This window comes from Njordella aestuarii (genome assembly GCF_056494165.1).
Map to the genome: position 1 here is coordinate 6,442,408 of NZ_CM151397.1, position 22,930 is coordinate 6,465,337.

Below are 22,930 nucleotides of genomic sequence, written 5' to 3' on the forward strand. Positions count from 1 at the left end.
TTGTGCATTGTCTTCCGCTACTCAAGCTGCCGAAACTAGGATATTTTTGGATTTCAAGCTTTTGCCACCGAGAGCGTCCGTCAATGAAACCGTGATGGTTCGGGTTAGCGTTGAACTCGAGGGACCGCGCCAGTAGACATTTCGAATCAGAGCCTGAATTGCTGCAGCGGTTGCGTTGGCATTGAATGTAACGACTAGTGGCTGTCCTAAACCTCCTTTTTGTGTACCGATGACCAAGTCGCCCCCGAAGGTAACAAACGATCCAACGTAACTAATTTGGCCAGGGCCAGTGCCTTGTTTGCGAATGCTGAATCGATCATCGGGTTGTGCATTGGTAGTTGTACGAAAAACAATTCTACCACTCTTGAAGCTGGCTACGTTGCTGGCTGTAACAGTCGCATTGGTGTCAATCAGAACGTTCCCTGATCCGGCGACAAAATTGATTGCGCCATCAAACGAGCCGATTACCGGGTCGGGTTGGTAAATCAACAGCTCTTGCCCGTAGCTAGAATAGATATCCGAAAAATAGAGCGCATCGCCTACTGAAGTGAGCATCTTTGGATCGTTCTGGGGGTTGAGCGAAATGGCTTTCGTTCCTCCCGGCGTCCCATCGGACACCATTACCCGTTGAATGGGTTCCCCCTCCGAACCGATGTTCAGGGCGCTGAAATACAATTTGCCATTAGCGTTCACCAAATTGGTCGGCGAGGACGAGAAAAGCCCGTCCGCAATATCCTTGACCATTTTTGTCCCGGGTTCCGTACCATCGCTCATCCACAGCTCTCGGCCAGCCCCACTCACTGCTGTAAAGAACAGTTTTCCGTTGACATTGGTCAGGTCCTTCGGATGCGAGTGGGCCGGGCCAGGGTTAATGTCCTTCACGCGACTGGTTCCAGCAATAGTCCCGTCGCTCTTCCACAACTCAACGCCACCATCTCCAAGATTGCTGAAGTAAAGAGTCTGATTGACAACGACCATTGGCAAGACATTGGATATGTTCTTAATGAACTGCGTCCCGCTGACGGTTCCATCCGTTCGATATAGGTCTAGGCCCGCCTGAAAAAACAGAGTATTGCTATTGCCGACGAGGCGGTTAAATGAAACCAGTGGTAAATGGATTGGCGAAGTTGTAGCACTCGTTCCATCCGACTTCCAAAGTACCCTGACACCATCGCTCTTTCGCTCCACAAAGTACAGCCGATCTCCAACTGCAGTCATCTCACCAATTTCTAATATTGCTCTGTTTGGCAATAGGCGGACAGTGCCGGCCGCTGTTCCGTTGCTCTTCCAAAGCTGAGTGCTCTTCGTTGAACCATTTTGCTGTTCACTTACTAAAAAATAAAGGTTGTTTCCGACCGCCACAGCATTGGTGATCGAGTTCATTGAGGCACCGCTTGATGGAAGAAAAGTCTTCAGTTTTAGATTTGAATCGCTGGTTCCTGTCGTCTTCCAAAGCTCTCTTCCAACGTTACCTTCAGTGTAAGTCGAAAAAAAGAGATTGTTGCCAGCAGCATGCAGCGTCTTGGATCCGGGAAGTTGATTTTTACCTGAAAAGAAGCCTGTATCCAATTTTTGACCTGAAGGCACCACCGTCGTGAGGGTGTTCGTAGCCGGATTATGCTTATACAAACTACGGCCGTCAGCAGTCCCATTGGTTGCTATCCAAAAGACTTCGTTATTTAGAACAGTCGGCCTTGTAGGAGCGCTATCCCCAGTTCCGTGAAAGACATCATAAACATCAACACCCCAGGGCTCCACTACAAAACGCTCGATCCCATTTGTGCCGTTATTTGCGGAGAAATGGAGTTTGCCATTGATGGCCGTCAAGTTCTTTGGAGATGAAGATGCTGAACCCGGATTGATGTTCTTTACCACCTGGGTAGTGGCTGGTGTTCCATTCGACTTGAATAGTTCTTGACCCACAGTTGAAAGGAACCCTCCGAAGTACAATGTGCCACCTACGTCTGTTAATTCTGTCGGGGAGGTTATCCAAAAAGACTGATTCCATCCTTGAATCGGTTCTGTTAGAGCGCTAGTTCCATGACTCTTCCAAACTACACGTGGTATAGCGGGCGATGAACTTGTCTGACTGCCATGAGCAACGAAGTAAAGCGTCAAACCAACAGCGGTCAACTCAGTAGGATTGGATGAACTAGCACCGGGAAAAATATCCCTCACCAGAATGACAGTGTTGAGGAGATGCGGCTCGTAGCGGTATAGTTCACGTCCGGTAGCAACCGTTGATGCTGTGAAATAGAGATTGTCGCCAACAGCCGTTAGTTCCTGTGGGTTGGAGGAACTTCCCACAATAGCGTTGGGGGCGATATCGCTGAGCAATTTTGTGCCACCAGTCGTCCCATCGCTGATCCAAATCTCTCTACCAGCCAGGGCCGTCCAAGCTGCGAAGAAAAGCTTGTCGCCAGCTACTGTTAGCTCGCCTGGATCAGAAGATCCTGCCCCAGGTTGAATATCGCGAGCTATTCTTGTGCCCCAATGCGTTCCATCGGACCACCATAATTCGCGGCCGCGTACGCCATCATCCGCAGTGAAATAGAGTTTGCCTTTATAGGCTACCAAGTCTTTGGGATTGGAACCTGCACCCAGCCGCGTGTGAATATCGCGGACCATTTGGGTCCCTTGAGCTGTTCCGTCGGTTTTCCATAGTTCGCGTCCTTCACCCGGTGAAATCGCTGTAAAATAGAGAGTGTTGCCTACTACTGTAAAATCCTCGGGGTTGGAACTAGCGATACCCGGCATGATGTCCTTTAGCGGCCTCACTTTTTCGCCGGTTGCCACCCAAACTTCTCGACCGCCACCAGTGACGATGCTGCCGGGAGTATATGCAGAGAAGTAGAGCGAATCGCCAAAAATCGTTAGCTCTTTGGGATCAGAATTTCCACCGCCCGGGTTGAGGTCATATTCGCCCCTGTAAGGGATGAAGCCAGGGTTTTGTGGGCTGTCTACATAATAATTGATTTCTCGTCCCAGCCGAGTTGTCGCGGCGTAGTAAAGTGTGCTACCGATCTGGACAAATTCGGCAGGATTGGAACTTTGCGGGATAGTGTTGATGTCCGCTACAACATCTGCGGCCATCAGCCGACGTTCTTCCATGGACTCAACCATCAATCTGCGCCGTGCCGATCGCTTGGTTTCTGCTGTCTTGCTCTTGGAGCGAAGGAATGAAAAGAAGGGAAAGCGATATTTCTTAGCTTGTGACATGGATGGTCCTGCAGTTCTTTCTCGTAATAAAATGCCCCACGGCAATTTTGAGTCTTTCAGAAAGACTACTTACCAATGCCACAAACCGAGAAAACTGTTACATGAGGTGCGAGATTCTTGGAACTTCTTTCGAGTACCGTAACACTTCCGCTCCCAATTGGCATATACACTCAGCAATCTACCGAACGAACTCGCCAATTAATCTCATTCAATTCACCCGTGCCTAAGAAAAAGCAATGCGACCTACTAAGTTAAACTTCTATCGAGTACTACTTGGCGCGATTCAGCTTTTTTGCCTTCTGCTGGTGCTGGTTGGTCTGCCAAACATCAATCCATTGATCGAGGCTGTTCAAGCGGCTCTGGCCGGAACCGGCTCGGTCGCAGACGTTTGTTGGAAAATCTTGCCGGTTACTGGGCTGCTTATTCCAGCCCTATGTGGGTTCTTGGGATTGCAAGCTCTTAGGAGCAAAATCCAGCCAACTCCACTTGATCCAAATGGAGAACCCTGGAATACGAATGCGATGTGGGCGGAAAAACACATTCGCTTGAACAATCATGGCCAAGTTGTAGCCATGGCTTCGGTCTTTCTCTTTTATTTTACGATTGCCGTTCCCTTCTGTATTGCAACACAGAAAACCCCGTTCTTCGTTTTTTGTGGAGTCATGGGGCTCGTTCTGCTGCTGATGGCCCGCGTCTTTTGGATGAACCGCCGGTGGAATACGGCTGAATTGCGAATGGCCGATGTACCTGGCGTCATTGGCGGCCCGTTCTCCGGCGTCGCCATACTTCAGCAGTCGTTCGCACCAGGAACCAAATTTGACGTTACCCTGAAATGCGAAGTTAGCCGATGGGTCCGCACCAAGGGTTGGAATGACAGCGGCGAAAGGACCAGGGGCACCGAGTCCAGAACAGAGACTGTTTGGAGTTCAACCATCTCGATCGACAAGCCGCTGCCTGCCGATTCTCCCAACCAGACTCTTGTACCCTTTGCCTTTGCCATTCCTTTTGATAGCGAGCCGACGAGCGATTGGAGAGATAGCTCCTCCGGTCTAACGACATGGTATTTGGTTGTCAAGGAAAAGGACAAAGTCGGTCTTGGCGGGTCGGTCTTTACGGTTCCTGTCTTTAAGACGCCCGAGAGTAAAGCTGATTTCGAACTGGATCAAGAACTCCTTGACTCTTACGAAGTCGAAGTCCATGTAGAGGCAGTACTTAACCGCGTTGGACTTAGAAGAGAGGCAATTGCTGGAGGAGGCGAGCGGATAGTTTGTGAAAAATGGGATCCGCAAGCTGCGGTTTCGATGGCGATTACTTCTGCGATATGCTTGGCCATTGTTATCGCCTGCTTGTGGTTCATTCGTCCCTTTTACGGTGCTATGTTTGCAGCATTGCTTCCGGGGTTTCTACTGTTGGCGGTTGTGTACTCGTTCTTGGACATGCTGCTGTGGAGAAGTTTGGTCCAGAAGGATCGAAATGCCTTGCATTGCGAAAGCGGCTGGAAGGGATTACGGAAATGTTTGTTGTTTGCTGAGCAAGAGCGGCCTGTGTTTCCTGTGTTTATTGCTCAACTCGATCACATAAAAGAGAACGGTGAATGGTATCGCGTTGACGTATGCAAGAGATACGAAGGTTCACAGAACGACGAGCACTTCGAATCGGCGTTGACTTTGGTTAGAAGGCTCGACGGTCGCGCTGAAGCGGAAGCAATCGCCCAATGGCTCGACCAACAGTGTCAGAATGAACAGTCGCAAACCCGGAATTTGTCTTAGATACCATCCAGAAAAATTTCTTGAGCGGCTAGACGATCGCACAAACGACTCCAGCGAACTCGGACCGTTACGGGATGCATGCCAAGTTGCTGCGCGACTTCGCCGGTAGTGTGGCCTTCGAGCTTGCGTTCCAGCATGATCCGTTCTATAGGAGTTAGACTTTGGCAAAGCTTCTCAAGTGAGTCATCGTATTCGGCTAAATTCTCTGGAGAGTCTTCGCGGCTATATAGACTGCGCAGTGTAGTTGAAAGTAACTGGCTGTCGTTCGGCAGGAGGCTGGCGCTTTGCCGGCGGTGACTTCGCCATTTGCGAGCTACCTTGCGTCGTACCATCGTACAAGCCAGCGCAACAAGATTCTGAGGCGTGGCTATCTCGAACTTCTTGTCGCGAAGTCCTGCCAACAAGCTTCGATGAACTGACTGAACCAGATCGATCGAATCCAAGTGCGGGCGCAGTAGTGGCCCGAGTATCACCCGTACAACGATATACACCTGTCTTTCGTATTCCTGACACAATCGGGTTTGCGCGGTAGTGTCCCCCGATCTTGCTTGAAGTAGTAACTCGGAAAACGCGTCGTTGGTCTTTTGATCGCTCAAAGCAACTTTTTTCCAAAGTGAACAACTTCTGTGAAACAACCTGGTGTGATTATGGCATTTGCTTGATACGGAAGATAGCATGATAGCTCGAAAAAACGACACTTCTCGCAATGATCGGGTACCGTTGGCGAGCATGAATCCTCCCAAGAAATTTACGGTATTGAATTGGAATCGACACCAAGTTAGAGGGTTCGACATTGCGAATTACGGGCAAAAATGGTTTGAACAAACGAATGTCGCTCACGAATTCTACCGACACAAAACTCTCGCCAAGCCAAGCGTTCGCTGAATTGGATCGACGGCATGCGTTGGGTGAGTCCCGGATTTGCGAATCCATCTTGGCCAAGAATCCAGAGCTTCTCGAGAACAGAGATGCTGTGCTGGAGATGATCTATTTGGAGTTCGTGCTGTGCCAGGAAGCCAACCGCCCGATTTCACACGAGGAACTCCAAGCGCGCTTTCCTGAGTATCAAGCAGACCTAGAAAAAATACTCAGCGTCGACCAAGTCTTTCGCAATCAGACGGATACGCCCGTACCCTCGGACACCATGACAATCGGCAGTCCAATCCACGGCAGCTCCGAGCACATCGACCGCAGGTTCGAGCTCGACCAACTAGGTGACTACGAACTGCTGGAGATCATCGGTCGGGGCGGCATGGGAGTGGTCTATCGAGCGAGACAACGACTGCTCAATCGTCTTGTCGCAGTCAAGACAATAGACGTTTTGTCGAGCCAGAATCCGGCTGCGGTCGCTAGGTTTCACAATGAAGCCGAATTGGTTGCCAAACTGCAACATCCCAATATCGTCCAGGTCTATGAAGTAGGGTCCAAACTGGGTGTACCTTTCTTTTCGATGGAGTTAGTCTCTGGTGGGACGTTAGCGCAGGCCACACAAGAAAGGCCGTTAATGCCAACGGTTGCAGCCGAGATAGTGGAGACACTTGCTCGCGCTGTCCACTACGCCCACAACCAATCAGTGGTCCACCGCGACTTGAAACCTGCCAATATCTTGCTCGCACAGAGTGACCGCCCCCAGGCGATCGAGATTCCTGGTATTGCTCAGTTAGCCAAGCTCGACAGCCAGCCGCCAACAACTGGCTACGAGCCAAAAATCGCCGACTTTGGACTCGGGAAATTCCTGGAAGGCGCTATCAATCGCTCAGCCACCCAAGCCATGATTGGAACGCCCAGTTACATGGCGCCCGAACAGATCGATCCTGAACTCGGAACCGTGGGACCAGCCTGCGACATCTATTCGCTGGGAGCGATTCTCTATGATGCAATGACCGGTACTCCGCCTTTCAACGCAGCAACGGTTATCGAGACTATACAAAAGGTTCGCACGATCGAAGTTATTGCCCCTTCTAAGCTACAATCCAAAATACCGCGCGATCTTGAGACGATCTGCTTGAAGTGTTTGCGCAAGGAGCCAACTAAGCGTTACCAGACAGCCAATGAACTGGCTGATGACTTGCAGCGATTTCTGTCTGGAAAACCGATTCTCGCGCGCCCTGCAGGGACAATCGAACGCAATTGGAAATGGGCTCGCCGCCATCCTTCGCTAGCGGCCCTCATCGCAACCGTTGGTGTTGCATTTTTGACTTTAACTTACACCTCTACGTTAGTCAGTTCGAAAAACCGAAAATTGACCGAAGGTAACGCAAAGTTGATCCTCGCACTTGCAGACTTGGAAAAGGCAAATGCCGACCTGGAAAAGGCGAACGAGTTGGCGAGTGATACATTGCAATCGGTGTTTGATAATGTAACCGCCTCGCGGCTGGCGGCCCAATCTGAGCTGTCCGAAAACGATCGTAACTATCTGAATACTTCGTTACAGCAATACCTGCAGTTCGCGGACCTTCAACATGATTCGGAAAGAAACAAAGCCATCCGCGCTCAAGCTTACCTGCAGAGCGGCATCATTCACTGGAAACTCTCGCAAGCACCACAGGCCATGCAGCACCTCGAACAAGCTATTGCGAAGTTCGAAGAATTGCTGAGCGAATCTAGCAATCCTAGCTACCAAGTTGAATTGGGAACTGCATGTGGCTTACTTGCCGACCTCCAGATGAAAGGCTCGCATTTCGAAAAGGCTATTCTGACTGCAAAAAGAGGTTTGAGATACTTTGATTCGACGGGCTCCCAGACGAATGCCTTACCTTCCGAGCAATCCATGTCTCTGAAACAAAGCCAAGCAGGTCTGCTGAATAGCATAGCTGGTGTTTATGAAGCCGCAGGTCAGCTAAAAGAATCCGTTCGTGCGTTTGAAGATTCGCGGCTTTTGCTGGAAGACCTTTTGATTGCCGATCCCGACGATCCAAGCCTAAAGAAGACACTTGCCTCATGCTATCGATCGCTGGGTGACTTGCTGGGCAATTCGTCCGCTGCGGACGAGGAAACAGGAGGAAGAGACGTCATTTATGCGGACCGAGCAATCTCGCTTTTGCAAGAGCTAGCGGATGAAAATCCGGCCGAAAGCGATTACATCTACGGGCTCTCCTGGGCTTACTACGATCGCGCACAGGTACGCAAACGAAAGGGAGAACTGGAGAAGTCGATTGACGACGTCGGTGAGGCGATCACCATCATTGAGTCGCTTCGTAAACAATATCCGTTGATCGAAGACTATTACGTTGCCTTTCAAATGATGCACATGCGGCGCGCTAGACTGGCTGTTAGTGGCAATCGTTTTCGTGAAGCTGCGGAGGACATCCGGTGCTTGGAACCAGGGATGGTCACCAACGCGGAGGACGTGGCCTTTTGCGTCGATACCTTGCTGAAGCTAAACAAAGAGTTCCCAAAACAATTTGAGAATGAAATCCTTCTGATTGATATGCTTCGCCAACAAGCGGCCTGGCATGCAGCCAGGAAGAACTATCAATCTGCCGAGCACGATTACAACGACGCGTTCATTTGGTGTGGTTTTATCCTGGAGCGTTTGGAAGAACACCCGATCGCTGAAACACGAATGGTGCTCTGTTTGCTTGAGCTTTCCCGAGTCCATGCGTTGCAAGGCGACACCGAGAAAGCCAAGTCGGAATACGACCTGGCTCGATCAAAAGCGTCTTCGATCAAGCAGCTCGCTGCTACGGAAGTGGAGTTGCTCGCGAGAGCTTTTGAACAGCACGATAAGTAGAAGTCATGTCAGTGTCAGGAATCACCGCGCTAGGATAGCACCAGGAAATTGAACCTACCTTCAACATTTCCGTTGTATTGGATTACAAGCAAGTCGCGACCATAGAGTCCGCAAGCGAATAGGTAGCGATCGCCGTCGATCCTTAAGAACTGCAATCGCGATGGAAAAAGCTGAACGTCGGCTTCTGAAGGCATTGCTCCATGCCGTTGGTAATACTCTTCAAAAGCGACTGCAAGATAGCAAGCCTCGCGAATATCGCCTCGCGAAACCATTTGAGCGCTCAAGAAATTCCACCAACCAAGCACAGCGGCAAATGTCAACAAGACAACGAAAGCAAGGCACGCAACCGCTGTTTTGTTAATCTTGAACTGCCCCATTGTGTGATCGCCTCATTACAAGAAAGTCTTCGCGGCTTGAAACACAAAGGCAACAAAACGCCAGCACCCTTCACTGAACCACTCAGAGTGCAATGCTATACACTCCTCTAACCAACACAATCAATCTAGTTCTTCAGTCTCTTCAATTGCGGTCGTCTGAATTGAATTCTTACCGATCGTCAGTTCGGTGACACTTGTGCCATCTATGACCAAAAACGATGCTCCACGCTTTTGCAAACAGCATTTCTTCAATTCAGGTGCATCCGAAAAAATTGCAAGCTGTATCTTATCAGCCTCGATTTTGATCGGCTCATCAATTGGTGGTCCTGTCCATCCCCAACCCACATTTGGTGGAACGTCTACCTTCAGACCGCTAAACTCTCGACCATACTTCCAATCATCAATGATGGCTTGAGGAACTAGTACATGTGATTCATACACATGCGCCTTTGCGGTTCTGGGGCGACTCGTGCTCTCAAAGGCATCTTCTGGTAAACCTGGCCAATCTTCATTGTATTTTAAGCCTACTCGCTGAGAAGCATATCCGATGTCCCACGCTACATCTTTGTTATAGACAAATACGTGTAGCCCATTCGTTTCGCGAATGGTGCCGTCTTCAGACTCGATTAGCTCCTTCGGTGAAGATCGTCGAATGATCCTGTACGCACGTTTTAAATTCGTTACGAGCGATTGTGTATTTCCTTCGATCTGCAGATATCGAAATCCGGCATAGCCACCAAGCGCACCAGCATTACCAGGCATGCGGTACTTCAATCGCACCTCAAGATCCGAGAACATTTCAATGGTTTGAGCATCGAGAACTGAATGGAAGAATGCATCGCCTGGCATGAAATCATAACCCTTGGATGTCGCTGCAAATCGAAACACGAAACCAACAGCGAACAATATTTCAAATCCAGGTAACAATTTCATCTATCTATCTTTCAGTCAAGCAACGATATGGGCCTATTGATTCAAGCCAGCCATTGAATTGAATCTCACCAAATATTTCTCTGTTCTATTAATTTGCTTTGGTGACTATCTTTGCGTCAATTCGATAGCTCTCATGGTGGCCTACATTTGCAGTCAGAACTATCACCGCTAGTCTAAACTAAAATAGTTTCCTTCGATTCATTTTAGAATACATGTTATCATCAAGAAGCCTCCGGATGCAAAACTATGGCATTCAAGTGGAACTTTCTCAGAGCTCCTTCCTAGCTCTCGCCTCCTGATTCCCTACTGCTTGAATACCGCAAGTCTCGACATTTGGACAATCTGCGAACTGCAATGAGTGCTGGAATTGTAAGGATCGGAAAAACAAACGCACCTGCAATAATCCCCAACCAACGAGCGCGTTTATAAACCCTTTCAAAGTCCGAGGATAGCTTGCATGCGGTCCTAACCATGGTGCCAAAAAAAGTCAGTGCAAGAATCCCAAACACAGGAGGTCCAACAATCTCACCAAATGGCAGCGTATCATGGGTACTCACGCGGTAAAGTTGGATCGCTAGCGAACAAACAAAGTAGATGATCATCAACCATCCCATTCGTTTGTAATAAGTTTGCACACTCTGCAAAAACCAAGCTGCATCGCGATCAGAAAGGAGGTACTCCGGCGGATCGTAAGGATTTGGTAAGGTCATCTAAAGTTGAGCAAGCCCAGTTGCCCCATTGATCAGGTTCTTGAAGAGAACGACTTCCAATTTAGTCATGGAATATGCTAAGGTGGTCAATGCTCCGACAATAGTCTCGGCCGAAAGGGTTCCCGAATTACTACTACCCAATGAACAATTCTTAAGCCTTCCCTAGCAGATCAAGTCCGCCGTATCGGATCCAGCGGTGGGATAAGTATTGCGTAGTCCGAACGACGGATTAGACGAAGATTTTTGAACTCGCACTCAAACGTTCCGTGTTCTAACGTGGCCTTGAGACTCGCTATTCTTGAATCGCCCTCAAGCGCAGATTCAACACATACTGCCGGAAACTCGTCAATTCTTTGAATATGCCGAGTTGCGCCCGCGAGGATTAGCACATACTCATCAAGCTTGATCAGGATACGACCACCGCTCCTTTCAATCGAGTCCAAGCCCATGTCGTGAAACGAGCTTCTATTCCAGAATGCGTTAAGCGCAGCAACATTTCCCTTCAAAGTGTCATTCATTTCAATCTAAAACCGGCCTCTTAAGGGTGATCAACTTCAATACTAACTCGCCGCTTGAAACTCCTACGAACCAGCCCTTATCCAACAAGCCAGCCTTTCAGCTATCCTCCTCGTAGTGCGGCGCAGACCATTGCCCATCGTCTACTGGATGCCCACGTCGGATGAACAAGTATAACGTGAAGCCCATCAAGAACGGCGTACTATTGGTCCAAAACAGTAAGAGCAAAGTCTGCATAAAAAAACCAAAGGTTGCGCCTTTGAGAACTGGAATGGTCAGGTAGGGAACTACGCACATCGCGATGACCGTCATGAAGGGAATAAGAGGTTCTCTGCAGATGAACCGCCTCGCCCAACGAGAAAACAACGCCGTTGAGATCCCCAATGGAATAGCGAGAACAAGAACGAACAGAAAGTAAGGTATGACCCACGTGCCCATATTTGGCTTGTAGGTCACGTTGATGAACCAAGCAATTGGGATCGCAAAGAACGGTGGCAGCACTGCAGTCGCTACGGCTGTTGCCCAGAAAGCCAGCCGTGCACGTTGAGCGTCGCGCGGTTTCGAAGCCGTGTGTTCCAAACAAACAGATGAAGCGTATGGATTCATTCGAAATTGATCGTGGTCGCTTGCCTTCTTTATCGCAACATATCTTCAAGTTTCCCCTGAGAGACAACCACTGGCCGTCTCTCGCACAAGCTAGTCACAGTTCTTGCCATTGCTATCGTTATGCTACTTCGTAATCGACAGTATCATGTACGACGTCGGATCTGCAGATGTTCCGCCCAACAAAATGGGCATTCCTGGTTTTACCACCACAGACATGCCTACCTTGTGAATATTGATTTCCGGCGAGCCAATCTCTGAATCCATACCAGAATCGTTCAAACGACTCGCTTCATACTCGATTTTCAGCAACACGGTATCGTCGGATCGTGTATTGGCCTTAACTCGTAGTATGGTCCCTATTTGTGTGTCGCGCGTAGTCACAGCCCCCGGACGCCCGATTCCATTGCCCGTCCTGCCGACCACAACTGCGACTGTTTTGCCAAACTGCACCATGCATTCATGCCCTTCCAAAACGGAGAGCCGGACTGTCTCGATCGAGCTAAGCTTTCCATCATCTTTTAGCTGCTCAAACGACTTCACAATTTCGTGCGACGAGATTTGCGGATCTGGCGACTGCCATTGAAAATCGGTTAGCAGAACATCATACGACTTCAGTTGCATTGCCGTTGTCGATTCGGCTGTTGCTTCGTTTTCATCACGTACGTTCGCAGCGTCGTCCTGCGCAGGCACATCGTTCTCTTGCGCATAAATGATGGGTGATGAAAGCGCGACTAAGACCGACATCAAAAATGGAATTCGCATGCAAATGGTCCTTCGGTTGGAGAGGTAAAGACAAAGGCACGGGCGCACTATCTTGAAATGTTGTTAAAGCATATCGAAGAATATGGCCAAGAATCCAACAATTCGACAAACTTCGGTTATTCGCATCTACGAAGTTCGTTGGCGATGCACACCTTCAGCCATCTACAAGTATAGGTCTACCTGATTAAGGTAGTCCAGCAAAATCTGCTTGCGTCACTTGTTTCCTTCGCATGGACGTGATACCAATTTTACAGCCAAGTAGACGTGCTCAACCGCCTCGCGAGAATTCGCTACATCAAAAGCTACTCCCATTCCGTACGGCAGTTGTCTAGACGGACGACTACCTACAGCTAATCCGGGCACAGTTCTGTATCGCATGCTCCACGCATGCATCTGCTTTAGCCAGACGATCATACATTTCTTGGATCAGCAGGCAGCAAATATTTTTTGATCTCCAACTAAGTTTCAGGTCCGATCGCTATGCTCGACTCTTGTTCAGCAGTCACCAACGGGGCTGTGCTACTGTTATCTTGGAGAGGCATCGAGGGTACAAATTGTTCCGACCAAACTTCCGCTCGAGGCGGCAAAGTCGGTCGACACGAAAAGCAGTACAAGAAAGTCGGAGCGAAGCAGTTAACTGGTACCACATCGCCCGCCCAAGCAAGACCGAATGCATCAATACCCCCGACAGGGATCGAACAAACATGCGAAACCCCAGGGAAAATCATGTTATACAGAGCTCGGTGGTAACGCCGGTGGTAACTTTTCGAGCGAATTGGTCGAACTGATCAACATTTGGCAAACACTCGGCCAAGCGGATCGGGAACGGATGGTTGCGGTGGCTCGGGACCTATCGTATAAGGCGAAAGCGTAATCGGTTTGATTCTTGGTTTCGACCGCCAAATTTGACGCCTAACAAACTTGCATGGCTCGGTGTGACTACCGAGTCATTTTCGTTTAGCGATGCGTTAAACGTGCGTATATTGGCTCGTCTATCTGCGGCACTCTGCGACAATCTAACGTAATGGGTCCCTATTTGGTTCGGCCATGCTGGCTCGGCTGGGGTAGTCCCGATGTGACTCGGGAAAGTTAGTTAGCTACAATCTTGCGTTGGGGCCAGGGGCGTGGTCTGCGGGTCCCAATCCATCGCCTGCTACCCCGAGCGGTTCGAAGTCTGCTTAATTCGAATGACACACCTTAACGCGATTGCGTGCGGGGGTTGGGGCCGGTGTGGGGTGGCGGGCCTGTTGGGTCCTAATTTTGGTTCAAACAGTCGTGCGGTTCGTTGTAGCCCGACCATGCTGGGACACACTCCGGCGGTGGGCCCGTGTGATGCGGGTCCCTGTTGCCGATCCATCCACGGTGCGGTGGTCGGCAGGCGTGGTTTCGGTGAAAAGAGTCCGTCCGGTAAGCGGTGGCGGGGTTGGGGATCCTATGCGATGCCCGAGCTGTGGCACCCCGGGGCGGCTAAATTCTGAGCGGGGCAAATTGCACGACCGATTGTACTGTCCTGCGTGATTGCAGCCAGCAAATAGGTTTTTGGGTGGTAGGGGGCATAGAATCGTGCAGGCGGTTCGGCCCGCCGATACGATAGCCCACGGGCGAATTTTCTTTGCTGTTTTTCGAGGGGCCTTGCTCGGCAAAATTTACTGGCATAGTGCCGGGATTTTGGTACGGTATCGCTAGCTCGGTTGATCCCCGAGCCATTGAAACAACTGTCGGTTGATCCTCGACGGTTTCTAGGGTAGGTGGCTAGCTCCCGCCGAACGAATTGCTGGTTGGAATCTATCCGTCCAACCATGCAATTCGGCCCTGATTTTTTGCGGATAGAAACTTGCCATGTCTGAGCGTAAGTCGATTCTAAATACATCGGTCACCGATTTTGATTCGGTTTCAGTCACGAAAGATATTAATGACCTTTACCGGACAATCGACAATTCGATCTTTCTTTTATCGCCGTCGGCCCCGACTCGTTATTACATCAGCGTCGGATTGGAGAATGGTCACGACTACTTACAAACGGGAATTGATCATTACAGATTTGAGTTTGAAAAACAGTTGGAGTTTCGAGGCAAAGTCGATGGACTGCTAGAAAATCGTTGGCTGTATGAAGTTATCCATCGCTCAACCGCTTTTCGGAGTAAAGCACCCGTAGAGGAAAACACGTTTCTAGACGAAGCAAGGAATCGTATCCAAGCGTTTGAAGGGATGTATCTAAGACTGTGGGAGAATTTGGCATGCCCGCCCGAAATGCGGTCCCACAATGAAAAATTGAAAGAGGATATGAGGATTTGGCGGGAGTTTGAACCGGACCGCAATTTTTCTGAGCTGAAAAATGGATTGCGTGACGAGTTGGCAATGTCAAAAAGAGTGATTGCAGAGCAAGGCGAAGATCTTCGTTCTCTTACGAAAATTGAAACGCCGACCACGCCGTTTGATATTTCCATCGCCGAGCGGGCCAAACAACGGCAGGCCGAGCGTGAAAAAATAGCATCGGCAGATTTTCAAGATGCGCAGACTAGACGAGCAGTTTGGCAAGAGTTTGCGGACTCAATCCAGGATTGGCAGCAAACGTGGGACAATGCAGTTTTGAGCATTGGTGGAAAACTCATCGATACTGAGTTTGAACCGATCCAGGAATTGGCCAGATGCCTTTGCCGAATGGTCCATGCGATTTGTGATATCGGTTACGAAGTGAACCTCCGTAATTCGGCAGCTAATTTCGATCCATCGATATGGGATGGCGACCAACTAGAAAAAAGGGCATATGCGGCAAAGATGGTTTTGCAATCCTTGGTAAGCATAAAAGATGGTTATGACCCGCGTCACGCTGCTGACAACTTACTCAGCTATGACTGTCGGACCGACTTTATGCTGAACGACTTGATTCGAACGGATTGGCAAATGCTTACACCTAGATCAACTCATGACATTCAGGCGATTGAATCACTGAATGAATGGCAACGCGTCTTACACACGAAGGTAGCATCTTTTTGGATTCGTCATCACAAGGAAGTTCCCCCCTCCGAAAGAGTCTTACTTAGCAAGTGGATCGATGCCCCCCGAAGTATTCTTCCTGAAAGTTCCCACCCTCACCTTCAAGTTCTGCGGGAGGAATGGGAATTGAATTTGAGAAACGATAAATGTTTCGATGATGCGAATTCAAAATTTCAATTAACACCTCCCCCACAACAAACTTCGAACGTACCCCAAGGGGTATCGGATTCAGAAATCGGGACGGATCTGTCGGTGCTAACTAAGCATGAGGAAGAAGTTCTCTCACTATATCGTGACGGTTGCGAACGTTTTGAAACAATAGTTGTGACTCGCATATGGGATCAATTTTCATCCCGTGGTGAAATGCCTTGGGAGAAAAGCACATTTAAGTCCACCATTTCTGTCATTCGTAAGAAAACAGGGACAACGCAGAATCAACGGCGTGCAGGCCGAAACGGTAGAAGTATCATTCCCGAAAGTGAAATCTAGTTGGATGGTTGGACAGAGTTGGATTTTGAAATTTTTTGCCAACAACTGCAACCTAATGAAACATTGAGAAACCAGTTTTTCGTACATCCAACACCGGGCTAAGTGCGTCCAACTTTCCGGTATATGACAGGCGTGCATTTTCGTGCTCGCCAACTACTCGTTATGGAGTTGGTCATATGCCTACTGCAAAGCCGGAACAAGAACCGGCTAAACTTCTTGATGTCGCATCGGTTGCGTCGATGTTCGATTGCTCAGAGCGACATATCTATCGATTGATGGAGTTGGGAAAAATTCCATCTCCTGTCCGTATCGGCAATTTGATTCGGTGGGATCGCGAAACAATTCGCGATTGGGTTAACCGTGGCTGTCCCAATGCAAATGGGGGTAGTGATAATGGTTAAACCAAACTTCTATCTGCAAGCCGAATTGAATTTTCGGCGGTTACTTGCGTTAGGAAAGCCCGTTGCACTTGAAGATGCCTTAATTGGCGTCACGACTCCCGAGGGTTTCGACCGTCGGACGTTTGGCCAAATTGTGTTGCGAATGTTGAAAGACAGGGAAATTGCCGAGTGTGGTTTCCGCCGATCCAATTCAAGTAAACACAATGCTGGAATCAAACGATTGTGGGATCGGACTGAGCTGTTTGACCCTAACAAATGCGAGGGCACACACTATGTCTGAGTCGTTGATATTCAAACATGCCGATGTGCATGCGTTGGCGGACCTGTTGGCCGATGCGGTCGCCAAGCGGTTGGAACCGATCATTGCCGAGCGTCAAACCAAGTTGTTGGATCGGCACCAAATGGCCCATGCGGCCAATGTGTCGGTCCCAACTTTGGATCGGCTAGTTGCCAAACGGTTGATCCCGAGCGTGTTAGTCGGCACCCGTCGGCTATTCGAACCGGACCGTGTTGTTGCTTCACTTGTAAATGCGGAGGGTGTTACCGATGCCCAAGCGTAGCAAGAGACCGCCGACCCGATGTGATTGGTGCAACCAGAGACCACCCAAGGGAACTGAGCTAAACCAAACCCGTGTGGTTGGTGGTTTCGATTGGGTATGTCAACCGTGTTGGCGTCGATCCATGCCGATCAAACGTCCGAGTCCCAAACCGAAACCGAAACCGATTTTTGGTCCGGTTCAACTTCTGTTTTCTTATTCTGAAACCATTTAAGCAAAACGGGCCGCGTTGTGTGTGGAGCACAACCGACCCGCATGGAGATTTCTAACTATGTCTAATGATACTGCAATTTCGTCGGCTAGTCCCGATCCATTTGACCCGAGCGAATTGGCCAAGCTGCGATTGTCGCAAGACTTTTCGGAGCTGTCCCAAGTGAAACCGATCCTGACGGTGGTCTCGGTCCGTAAGCCGAACCGCCAGGAGTTTGTAAGGGTCCGAGCTGGGGAGGAAAATCGTTTCACAACCGGCTGTTTTACCGATAAAGAGTCTCGGGAAGTCTATTTGATTTCCCCTGCGGTGCGGGATCTGTTGGCGGGTGAAGTGACGCCTACGCTGTTGGTCACATGCATGAGTCGCAACAGCCCCGTTCCGTTTCTGTGGCCATTAACGTTGCCAGGAACCGACGGACGGCCAAACCGATGGCATGAATCGGCCATTGAAGCGGCTAGCATTGCCGAATCGCAATGGTTGAAAGTGGTAGCCGATATGGCTGCGGGGTGCTACGTGCCGAACGTTGCGTTGGGGAATCTACCCCAGCCCGATTGGTCCGACGTGCCGACCATTGCCGAGCTATTGCGTTTGGCATTCAAGGATCGGTTCGTTGATCGGCCCGACCACCCCGTGTTGCGTCGGCTGCGTGGTGAATCCTAATGCACACCAAACTGTCCGAGTTTCGGGCGGTTTGGTGCGTTGATTTTGAGTTTCGAGCACAACCAGGCGAACGGCCCGAGCCCGTTTGCTTGGTCGCTCGGGAGCTGCGGACCAACCAGTTGGTTCGGCAATGGCTATGGAATCAAACACCCCAGGAACCGCCGTTTGGAGTTGGCCCCGATTCGCTATTGGTCGCTTATTTTGCGTCCGCCGAATTGGGTTGTTGTCTTGCCATGGATTGGCCCATGCCGAACCGTGTGTTGGATCTGTATACCGAGTTTCGATGTTTGACGAACGGGCTAACGGTGCCAAGTGGTAGCGGGTTGCTCGGTGCGTTGTCTTACTGTGGTTTAGATGCAATGGTTGCGTCCGAGAAACAAGAGATGCGGGAATTGGCCATGCGTGGCGGTCCCTATTCGGCGGACGAACAAATTGCATTGTTGGACTATTGCCAAACCGATGTGGATGCGTTGCCCCAACTGTTGGAGAAAACCATTGATCGAATTGATTTACATTTTGCACTTTTGCGTGGTCGATACATGCGAGCCGTGGCGACTATGGAACATCGCGGTGTTCCGGTCGATGCCGACACACTTGGCGGACTACGGGAGAATTGGCCGACTATTCAAGAGCGTTTGATTGCTCGGGTGGATCCCGACGGCCAAGTGTTTGATGGTCGAACGTTTAAGGCGGATCGGTGGGCCAACTATTTGGTTCGGCATGGGATAGCATGGCCGAAACTTCCCAGCGGTTCGCTAGCGTTGGACGATGAAACATTTCGGCAAATGGCCAAGCGGCACCCGTCTAAGGTTGGCAAGTGGCGGGAGCTGCGGCACACGTTGGGACAGATGCGTTTGGAATCGTTGGCGGTTGGTGCCGACGGTCGCAATCGTTGCTTACTGAGCCCGTTGGCTAGTCGGACGGGACGAAACCAACCGAGCAATTCAAAATACATTTTTGGACCGAGCAATTGGTTGCGGTCGCTGATCAAACCCGCCGAGGGTAATGCGATTGCGTATGTTGATTGGTCGCAACAAGAGTTTGGAATTGCTGCGGCATTTTCGAATGACACCAACATGATGCGAGCGTATCGGTCGGGGGATCCCTATTTGGCGTTTGCCAAACAAGCGGGAGCGGTGCCAGATTCAGCAACTAAACAAACACACAAGCGAGAGCGGGCATTATTCAAGGCGTGTGTGTTGGGGGTGCAATATGGCATGGGTGCCGAATCGTTGGCTGCGAATATCAACGAACCGATTGATGTGGCTCGGGAGCTGTTGCGATTGCATCGGCAAACGTATCCACGATTTTGGCGTTGGTCCGAATCTGCTGTTGACCATGCAATGTTGTATGGAAATCTGCAAACTGTATTCGGTTGGCGGTTGAACATTGGTCCCGACGTGAATCCTAGATCCTTGGCAAACTTTCCATGCCAAGCGAACGGGGCCGAGATGTTGCGGTTGGCGTGTTCGATCATGGCCGAACGGGGCGTTGGGTTGTGTGCACCCGTCCATGATGCGGTGTTGATCGAAGGGCCCGCCGAATCGATTCAAGAAACTATTGATGCGGCACAATCGGCCATGCGTGAAGCGTCGGCCATTGTGCTCGGAGGTTTCGAGTTGGATACCGATGCCGACGTAATCGTGTACCCCGACCGTTTTACCGACGAACGTGGAACCGAGATGTGGCGGTTGGTGAATGAGATTTTGGCCGAACTAGACCCGGTCCGGTTTGGGCCCAGGTGGAACCAAACGGGACGGGGTGTGGCACCAAACGGGACCACCCGTCTATCTAATAATATGTCTTATAAAGAATCATCTCTTTAATAACTATGGAGTAAGTGAACGTATGGGAGATGTCGTTGACCTTGAAGCGTTTCGCTATTCGGGATCGGAATGTGAGCCGACTACGAAACCAAGTAAGCGAACCAATCGAAAACGCACAACATTTTTGCGTGGCCCCATTCCTATGGGTTGGTTGGCGTCGGCGTCCAAGATCCCAAGGCGGAACGCTATCGTAGTCGGTTTGGTGCTGTGGCACTTGGCGGGATTGCAAAACAACCATTTGGCGTTGGTGCTGTGTGTGAATCGCTGCAAACCATTTGGGCTAGGTCGCAAGAGCGTTGAACGTGGCCTGCGGGACCTTGAATCGGCGGGACTTGTTAAAGTAGTTAGAGACTCAGGTCGATGTGCTCGGGTAGATCTAGTGATTTTTTAGGGAAAGAGACAGCTATTCATGGAAAATATTGCGGGAAAGTTCAAACGCGGCGAACAAGGTTACAAGCCAAAATGTGAGGTGTCCGTTTCGCATGCTACGTACTTAAAAAACAGCAGTGTCGACATTAAAGTAAATGTCCTGGCTCCAAATGACGACCCTAGCAATCCTTTTACATTGATACTAAGTAAGAAGAACGCAATGTCCTTGGCGATACAAATACTTACCGCACTCGAATCAAATTTCAAGAATTAGTAGAGTCGTGTTAATTTCCGCGGCTAGGGTAGCTCCCGAACATCGGCCCCCATACCGACCGCCGTGGATCTTTCATTTGTTATGGGTTCAACCATTGGGAGTTGAAAATTTTGGCTAGTTTGCATAAACAAAGCGGCACACGTCCGGGCTATAAATTGCGGTTTCGTGATGAACAGGGTAAACCCCGTGTTCTGTGGCTCGGCAACATTTCTAAACGTAACGCCGACAATGTGGCTCGGCATGTTACCGAGTTGGTTCGGGCAAAAGGTGCAAGGTTGGCACCCGATCTAGATTCGGCCAAATGGGCTAATGATCTGACGGGCCGATTGCGTCAAAAGTTGGCCGAGTGGGGTTTGGTCGGTGCCGAGCGACGAAATAAAAATACCGAGGAAACTCGATTGTGTTCGGCATTCTTCAAACAGTACATCGACACACGGACGGACTTGAAGCCGAACACGGTCAAGAACTTTAACCAAGCGATTGGCTACTTCAATAAGTACTTCGCCAAGAGTCGTTTGCTTGCAGACATCACGCCTGCCGACATTGATGCGTGGCGATTGTGGATGGTAGATGCCGGACGTACCCCCGCTACGAAGGACAGCCCAAGCAAGGGACTGGCAACAGCGAGTGCAAACAAACACGCCAAGCGGATCAAACAGCTATTCCACCAAGCGGTGCGGGCTAGACTCATTTCGGTTAGTCCGGCTGCCGATCAAAAGATTGGTGCGGAAGTAAATCGAGAGCGAGACCACTATGTTGATCGTGCCACGATTGCGAAGCTGTTGAAATTCTGTGACGACGAATTGCAAACCGAATGGGCGTTGATCGTGGGGTTGGTTCGGTTTGCGGGTTTGCGATGCCCGACCGAAGTACTCGGGCTAACTTGGGCCGATGTGGACTGGTCAGCTGGCAGGCTAAGAATCGATTCTGTCAAAACTGGTTTGCGATACTGCCCGATCTTTCCCGAGCTGCGTCCGCTTTTGGATAACGCCTATCATGCGGCCCCTGTTGGGGCGGTACATTGTGTTCGTGGGTATTCCGACCGGTCGCAAAATCTGCGAACGCAACTGAACCGACTATTGGGCCGAGCGGGCATTGTTCCGTGGGGGAAACCGTTCGTGAATATGCGGGCAAGTTGCCGAACGGACCTACAAGAGCGGTTTCCAGATCACGTAATCAATACTTGGCTTGGTCATTCCAGCAAGGTTGCGGAAACTCATTATCTGCAAACCACCGATGCCCACTGGGAGCGAGCCGTTGCCGAAGTAGTGTTACCACCGAGCGTCGGTGGTAACGCCGGTGGTAACATCTCTGCTAATCAGAGCGAATCGACGAAAATCAAGAATGGCAAAAACCCAAGGAAAAGTGCCATTTTGCCTATCGCAGATAGCATGGGATTGCACCCCGAGTACCCCCGACAGGGATCGAACCTGTGACCTCAGCTTTAGGAAAGCCGCGCTCTATCCAACTGAGCTACGAGGGCGTGTGCGGTTATTATGAGGACTTATCACTTCGCGTCAAAGGTTCTCGGTAACTTTCTCCACACCCCCTCTACCCCGCTCTTTCTGACTGATTCTTGTCCATTTGTGGAGCTTTCCCCACAAATTCCCAGTCCAAAACAACTTTTCTACCTCCGTTTGCGTACTAAGCTATCGTACTTCCACACGCCTCTTGTCAATTATTCTAGAATATCGCCGCGATCAACGATCCAATTACCGCTTCCCCTCACGACCTTAAACTCCTTTGAAAATCTCAGTCCTCGTCCCCGCGTATAACGAAGCTGATACGATTCAGACGCTCCTCCAACGCGTCCTTAGCTTGCCCCTAGACGATATTGAAGTCATCGTCGTCAATGACGCATCGACCGACAATACGGAGGCACTCCTGCTCGAGTTAGTAAAAAGCCACTCCAATCTCCACGTCTACTCGCTTCCAACAAATCAAGGCAAAACGGCCGCGATCAAAAAAGCAATTGAAGTTTTCACAGGCGACATCGCCGTCATCCAAGATGCCGACCTTGAGTACGATCCTACCGAAATACCAGACCTCGTCGCCCCCATCCTAAATAACCAAGCTGACGTCGTTTTCGGAAGCCGATTCATGGTTAAAAAAGCCGCCCGCGTCCTCTACTTCTACCATTACCTTGCCAACAAATCGCTGACGTTCCTCTCGAACATTCTTACCAACCGAAATATGTCCGACATCGAGACATGCTACAAAGCCTTTCGCGCCGAAGTCCTACGCCCGATCAAACTCAAGAGCAGAGGATTCGGCATGGAAGTGGAACTAACTTCTGCGATCTGCAAAACTAACGCTCGGACTTACGAAGTTCCCATCTCTTATTACGGCCGAACTTACGAAGAAGGTAAGAAAATTGGATGGAAAGATGGTGTAGCGGCGATTTACTACATCTTCTATTTCAACCTCATCCACCCATGGACCCCAACTGGCAAAGCATACGTGCGCGAAGTTAACGACGGATTACAGAAAACAAATCGCTAATCCGCTTCGTGCTTGCGCG

The 22,930-nt window shown here is 50.1% G+C and carries 21 protein-coding genes and 1 tRNA gene; 13 read left to right on the top strand and 9 right to left on the bottom strand.

The window, feature by feature from the left end; genetic code table 11:
• Positions 1-21: 21 nt before the first annotated feature.
• Positions 22-3,219: an ELWxxDGT repeat protein gene (locus SH451x_RS25135; RefSeq protein ID WP_479360058.1), complete on the bottom strand. Its 3,198-nt coding sequence runs from the start codon at positions 3,217-3,219 to the stop codon at positions 22-24.
• A 236-nt stretch (positions 3,220-3,455) separates the two neighbouring features.
• Between SH451x_RS25135 and SH451x_RS25140 the strand changes: the two genes are divergently transcribed.
• Positions 3,456-4,988: a hypothetical protein gene (locus SH451x_RS25140; protein WP_479360059.1), complete on the top strand. Its 1,533-nt coding sequence runs from the start codon at positions 3,456-3,458 to the stop codon at positions 4,986-4,988.
• Here SH451x_RS25140 and SH451x_RS25145 read toward each other — a convergent pair.
• A complete protein-coding gene (locus tag SH451x_RS25145) occupies positions 4,985-5,782 on the bottom strand; it encodes an RNA polymerase sigma factor (protein ID WP_479360060.1) in 798 nt (265 codons plus the stop codon). The two genes, SH451x_RS25140 and SH451x_RS25145, sit on opposite strands and share 4 nt — an antisense overlap.
• Before the next feature lie 35 nt (positions 5,783-5,817).
• On the opposite strand from SH451x_RS25145, the gene SH451x_RS25150 reads away from it, so the two are divergent.
• Positions 5,818-8,721 (top strand): protein kinase domain-containing protein, encoded by a 2,904-nt coding sequence (locus SH451x_RS25150; RefSeq protein ID WP_479360061.1) that lies wholly within the window; start codon positions 5,818-5,820, stop codon positions 8,719-8,721.
• 29 nt (positions 8,722-8,750) lie between these two features.
• Here the strand turns inward: SH451x_RS25150 and SH451x_RS25155 are convergent, their stop codons facing one another.
• From SH451x_RS25155 to SH451x_RS25180, 6 genes are all read right to left on the bottom strand, one after another.
• Complete coding sequence (locus tag SH451x_RS25155; protein WP_479360063.1) at positions 8,751-9,098, bottom strand: hypothetical protein; 348 nt, start codon at positions 9,096-9,098, stop codon at positions 8,751-8,753.
• A 120-nt stretch (positions 9,099-9,218) separates the two neighbouring features.
• Positions 9,219-10,031 (bottom strand): hypothetical protein, encoded by an 813-nt coding sequence (locus tag SH451x_RS25160; protein WP_479360064.1) that lies wholly within the window; start codon positions 10,029-10,031, stop codon positions 9,219-9,221.
• A 281-nt stretch (positions 10,032-10,312) separates the two neighbouring features.
• Positions 10,313-10,741: a hypothetical protein gene (locus SH451x_RS25165; protein WP_479360065.1), complete on the bottom strand. Its 429-nt coding sequence runs from the start codon at positions 10,739-10,741 to the stop codon at positions 10,313-10,315.
• Between the two features lie 170 nt (positions 10,742-10,911).
• The gene (locus SH451x_RS25170) at positions 10,912-11,259 is read right to left on the bottom strand and encodes a hypothetical protein (protein WP_479360067.1); all 348 of its coding nucleotides are present in this window, start codon (positions 11,257-11,259) and stop codon (positions 10,912-10,914) included.
• 97 nt (positions 11,260-11,356) lie between these two features.
• On the bottom strand, positions 11,357-11,863 hold the full coding sequence (locus SH451x_RS25175; protein ID WP_479360069.1) for a hypothetical protein: 507 nt from the start codon (positions 11,861-11,863) through the stop codon (positions 11,357-11,359).
• Between the two features lie 123 nt (positions 11,864-11,986).
• Positions 11,987-12,625, bottom strand: a complete 639-nt coding sequence (locus tag SH451x_RS25180; RefSeq protein ID WP_479360070.1) for a secretin GspD/PilQ domain-containing protein — start codon at positions 12,623-12,625, stop codon at positions 11,987-11,989.
• A 670-nt stretch (positions 12,626-13,295) separates the two neighbouring features.
• Here SH451x_RS25180 and SH451x_RS25185 point away from each other — a divergent pair.
• The 10 genes from SH451x_RS25185 to SH451x_RS25230 all read left to right on the top strand — a co-directional run bounded on the left by SH451x_RS25185 (position 13,296) and on the right by SH451x_RS25230 (position 21,845).
• Complete coding sequence (locus SH451x_RS25185) at positions 13,296-13,499, top strand: hypothetical protein (protein WP_479360071.1); 204 nt, start codon at positions 13,296-13,298, stop codon at positions 13,497-13,499.
• 965 nt (positions 13,500-14,464) lie between these two features.
• Complete coding sequence (locus tag SH451x_RS25190; RefSeq protein WP_479360073.1) at positions 14,465-16,111, top strand: hypothetical protein; 1,647 nt, start codon at positions 14,465-14,467, stop codon at positions 16,109-16,111.
• Between the two features lie 176 nt (positions 16,112-16,287).
• A complete protein-coding gene (locus SH451x_RS25195) occupies positions 16,288-16,512 on the top strand; it encodes a helix-turn-helix transcriptional regulator (RefSeq protein ID WP_479360074.1) in 225 nt (74 codons plus the stop codon).
• Positions 16,505-16,792: a hypothetical protein gene (locus SH451x_RS25200; RefSeq protein WP_479360075.1), complete on the top strand. Its 288-nt coding sequence runs from the start codon at positions 16,505-16,507 to the stop codon at positions 16,790-16,792. The genes SH451x_RS25195 and SH451x_RS25200 overlap by 8 nt, the downstream gene beginning before the upstream one ends.
• Positions 16,785-17,072, top strand: coding sequence for a hypothetical protein (locus SH451x_RS25205; protein ID WP_479360076.1), 288 nt, complete (start codon positions 16,785-16,787; stop codon positions 17,070-17,072). The genes SH451x_RS25200 and SH451x_RS25205 overlap by 8 nt, the downstream gene beginning before the upstream one ends.
• Positions 17,073-17,340: 268 nt before the next feature.
• Positions 17,341-17,940, top strand: a complete 600-nt coding sequence (locus tag SH451x_RS25210) for a hypothetical protein (protein WP_479360077.1) — start codon at positions 17,341-17,343, stop codon at positions 17,938-17,940.
• The gene (locus tag SH451x_RS25215; RefSeq protein WP_479360078.1) at positions 17,940-19,766 is read left to right on the top strand and encodes a DNA polymerase; all 1,827 of its coding nucleotides are present in this window, start codon (positions 17,940-17,942) and stop codon (positions 19,764-19,766) included. The genes SH451x_RS25210 and SH451x_RS25215 overlap by 1 nt, the downstream gene beginning before the upstream one ends.
• A gap of 22 nt (positions 19,767-19,788) precedes the next feature.
• Positions 19,789-20,157, top strand: a complete 369-nt coding sequence (locus SH451x_RS25220) for a hypothetical protein (protein ID WP_479360079.1) — start codon at positions 19,789-19,791, stop codon at positions 20,155-20,157.
• Between the two features lie 18 nt (positions 20,158-20,175).
• Complete coding sequence (locus SH451x_RS25225) at positions 20,176-20,409, top strand: hypothetical protein (protein WP_479360080.1); 234 nt, start codon at positions 20,176-20,178, stop codon at positions 20,407-20,409.
• Positions 20,410-20,519: 110 nt separating this feature from the next.
• Positions 20,520-21,845, top strand: coding sequence for a tyrosine-type recombinase/integrase (locus tag SH451x_RS25230; RefSeq protein WP_479360081.1), 1,326 nt, complete (start codon positions 20,520-20,522; stop codon positions 21,843-21,845).
• On the opposite strand, the gene SH451x_RS25235 is transcribed toward SH451x_RS25230, so the two are convergent.
• Positions 21,819-21,892, bottom strand: a tRNA-Arg gene (locus tag SH451x_RS25235). The two genes, SH451x_RS25230 and SH451x_RS25235, sit on opposite strands and share 27 nt — an antisense overlap.
• Positions 21,893-22,152: 260 nt before the next feature.
• Here SH451x_RS25235 and SH451x_RS25240 point away from each other — a divergent pair.
• Positions 22,153-22,911, top strand: a complete 759-nt coding sequence (locus SH451x_RS25240) for a glycosyltransferase family 2 protein (protein ID WP_479360082.1) — start codon at positions 22,153-22,155, stop codon at positions 22,909-22,911.
• The last annotated feature ends 19 nt before the right edge of the window (positions 22,912-22,930 follow it).

Excerpts from the sequence above, each read along its gene's own strand:
- SH451x_RS25135 (WP_479360058.1), bottom strand. The coding sequence starts at position 3,219 with ATGTCACAAGCTAAGAAATATCGCTTTCCCTTCTTTTCATTCCTTCGC.
- SH451x_RS25140 (WP_479360059.1), top strand. The coding sequence starts at position 3,456 with ATGCGACCTACTAAGTTAAACTTCTATCGAGTACTACTTGGCGCGATT.
- SH451x_RS25145 (WP_479360060.1), bottom strand. The coding sequence starts at position 5,782 with ATGTCGAACCCTCTAACTTGGTGTCGATTCCAATTCAATACCGTAAAT.
- SH451x_RS25150 (WP_479360061.1), top strand. The coding sequence starts at position 5,818 with ATGTCGCTCACGAATTCTACCGACACAAAACTCTCGCCAAGCCAAGCG.
- SH451x_RS25155 (WP_479360063.1), bottom strand. The coding sequence starts at position 9,098 with ATGGGGCAGTTCAAGATTAACAAAACAGCGGTTGCGTGCCTTGCTTTC.
- SH451x_RS25160 (WP_479360064.1), bottom strand. The coding sequence starts at position 10,031 with ATGAAATTGTTACCTGGATTTGAAATATTGTTCGCTGTTGGTTTCGTG.
- SH451x_RS25165 (WP_479360065.1), bottom strand. The coding sequence starts at position 10,741 with ATGACCTTACCAAATCCTTACGATCCGCCGGAGTACCTCCTTTCTGAT.
- SH451x_RS25170 (WP_479360067.1), bottom strand. The coding sequence starts at position 11,259 with ATGAATGACACTTTGAAGGGAAATGTTGCTGCGCTTAACGCATTCTGG.
- SH451x_RS25175 (WP_479360069.1), bottom strand. The coding sequence starts at position 11,863 with ATGAATCCATACGCTTCATCTGTTTGTTTGGAACACACGGCTTCGAAA.
- SH451x_RS25180 (WP_479360070.1), bottom strand. The coding sequence starts at position 12,625 with ATGCGAATTCCATTTTTGATGTCGGTCTTAGTCGCGCTTTCATCACCC.
- SH451x_RS25185 (WP_479360071.1), top strand. The coding sequence starts at position 13,296 with ATGCATCAATACCCCCGACAGGGATCGAACAAACATGCGAAACCCCAG.
- SH451x_RS25190 (WP_479360073.1), top strand. The coding sequence starts at position 14,465 with ATGTCTGAGCGTAAGTCGATTCTAAATACATCGGTCACCGATTTTGAT.
- SH451x_RS25195 (WP_479360074.1), top strand. The coding sequence starts at position 16,288 with ATGCCTACTGCAAAGCCGGAACAAGAACCGGCTAAACTTCTTGATGTC.
- SH451x_RS25200 (WP_479360075.1), top strand. The coding sequence starts at position 16,505 with ATGGTTAAACCAAACTTCTATCTGCAAGCCGAATTGAATTTTCGGCGG.
- SH451x_RS25205 (WP_479360076.1), top strand. The coding sequence starts at position 16,785 with ATGTCTGAGTCGTTGATATTCAAACATGCCGATGTGCATGCGTTGGCG.
- SH451x_RS25210 (WP_479360077.1), top strand. The coding sequence starts at position 17,341 with ATGTCTAATGATACTGCAATTTCGTCGGCTAGTCCCGATCCATTTGAC.
- SH451x_RS25215 (WP_479360078.1), top strand. The coding sequence starts at position 17,940 with ATGCACACCAAACTGTCCGAGTTTCGGGCGGTTTGGTGCGTTGATTTT.
- SH451x_RS25220 (WP_479360079.1), top strand. The coding sequence starts at position 19,789 with ATGGGAGATGTCGTTGACCTTGAAGCGTTTCGCTATTCGGGATCGGAA.
- SH451x_RS25225 (WP_479360080.1), top strand. The coding sequence starts at position 20,176 with ATGGAAAATATTGCGGGAAAGTTCAAACGCGGCGAACAAGGTTACAAG.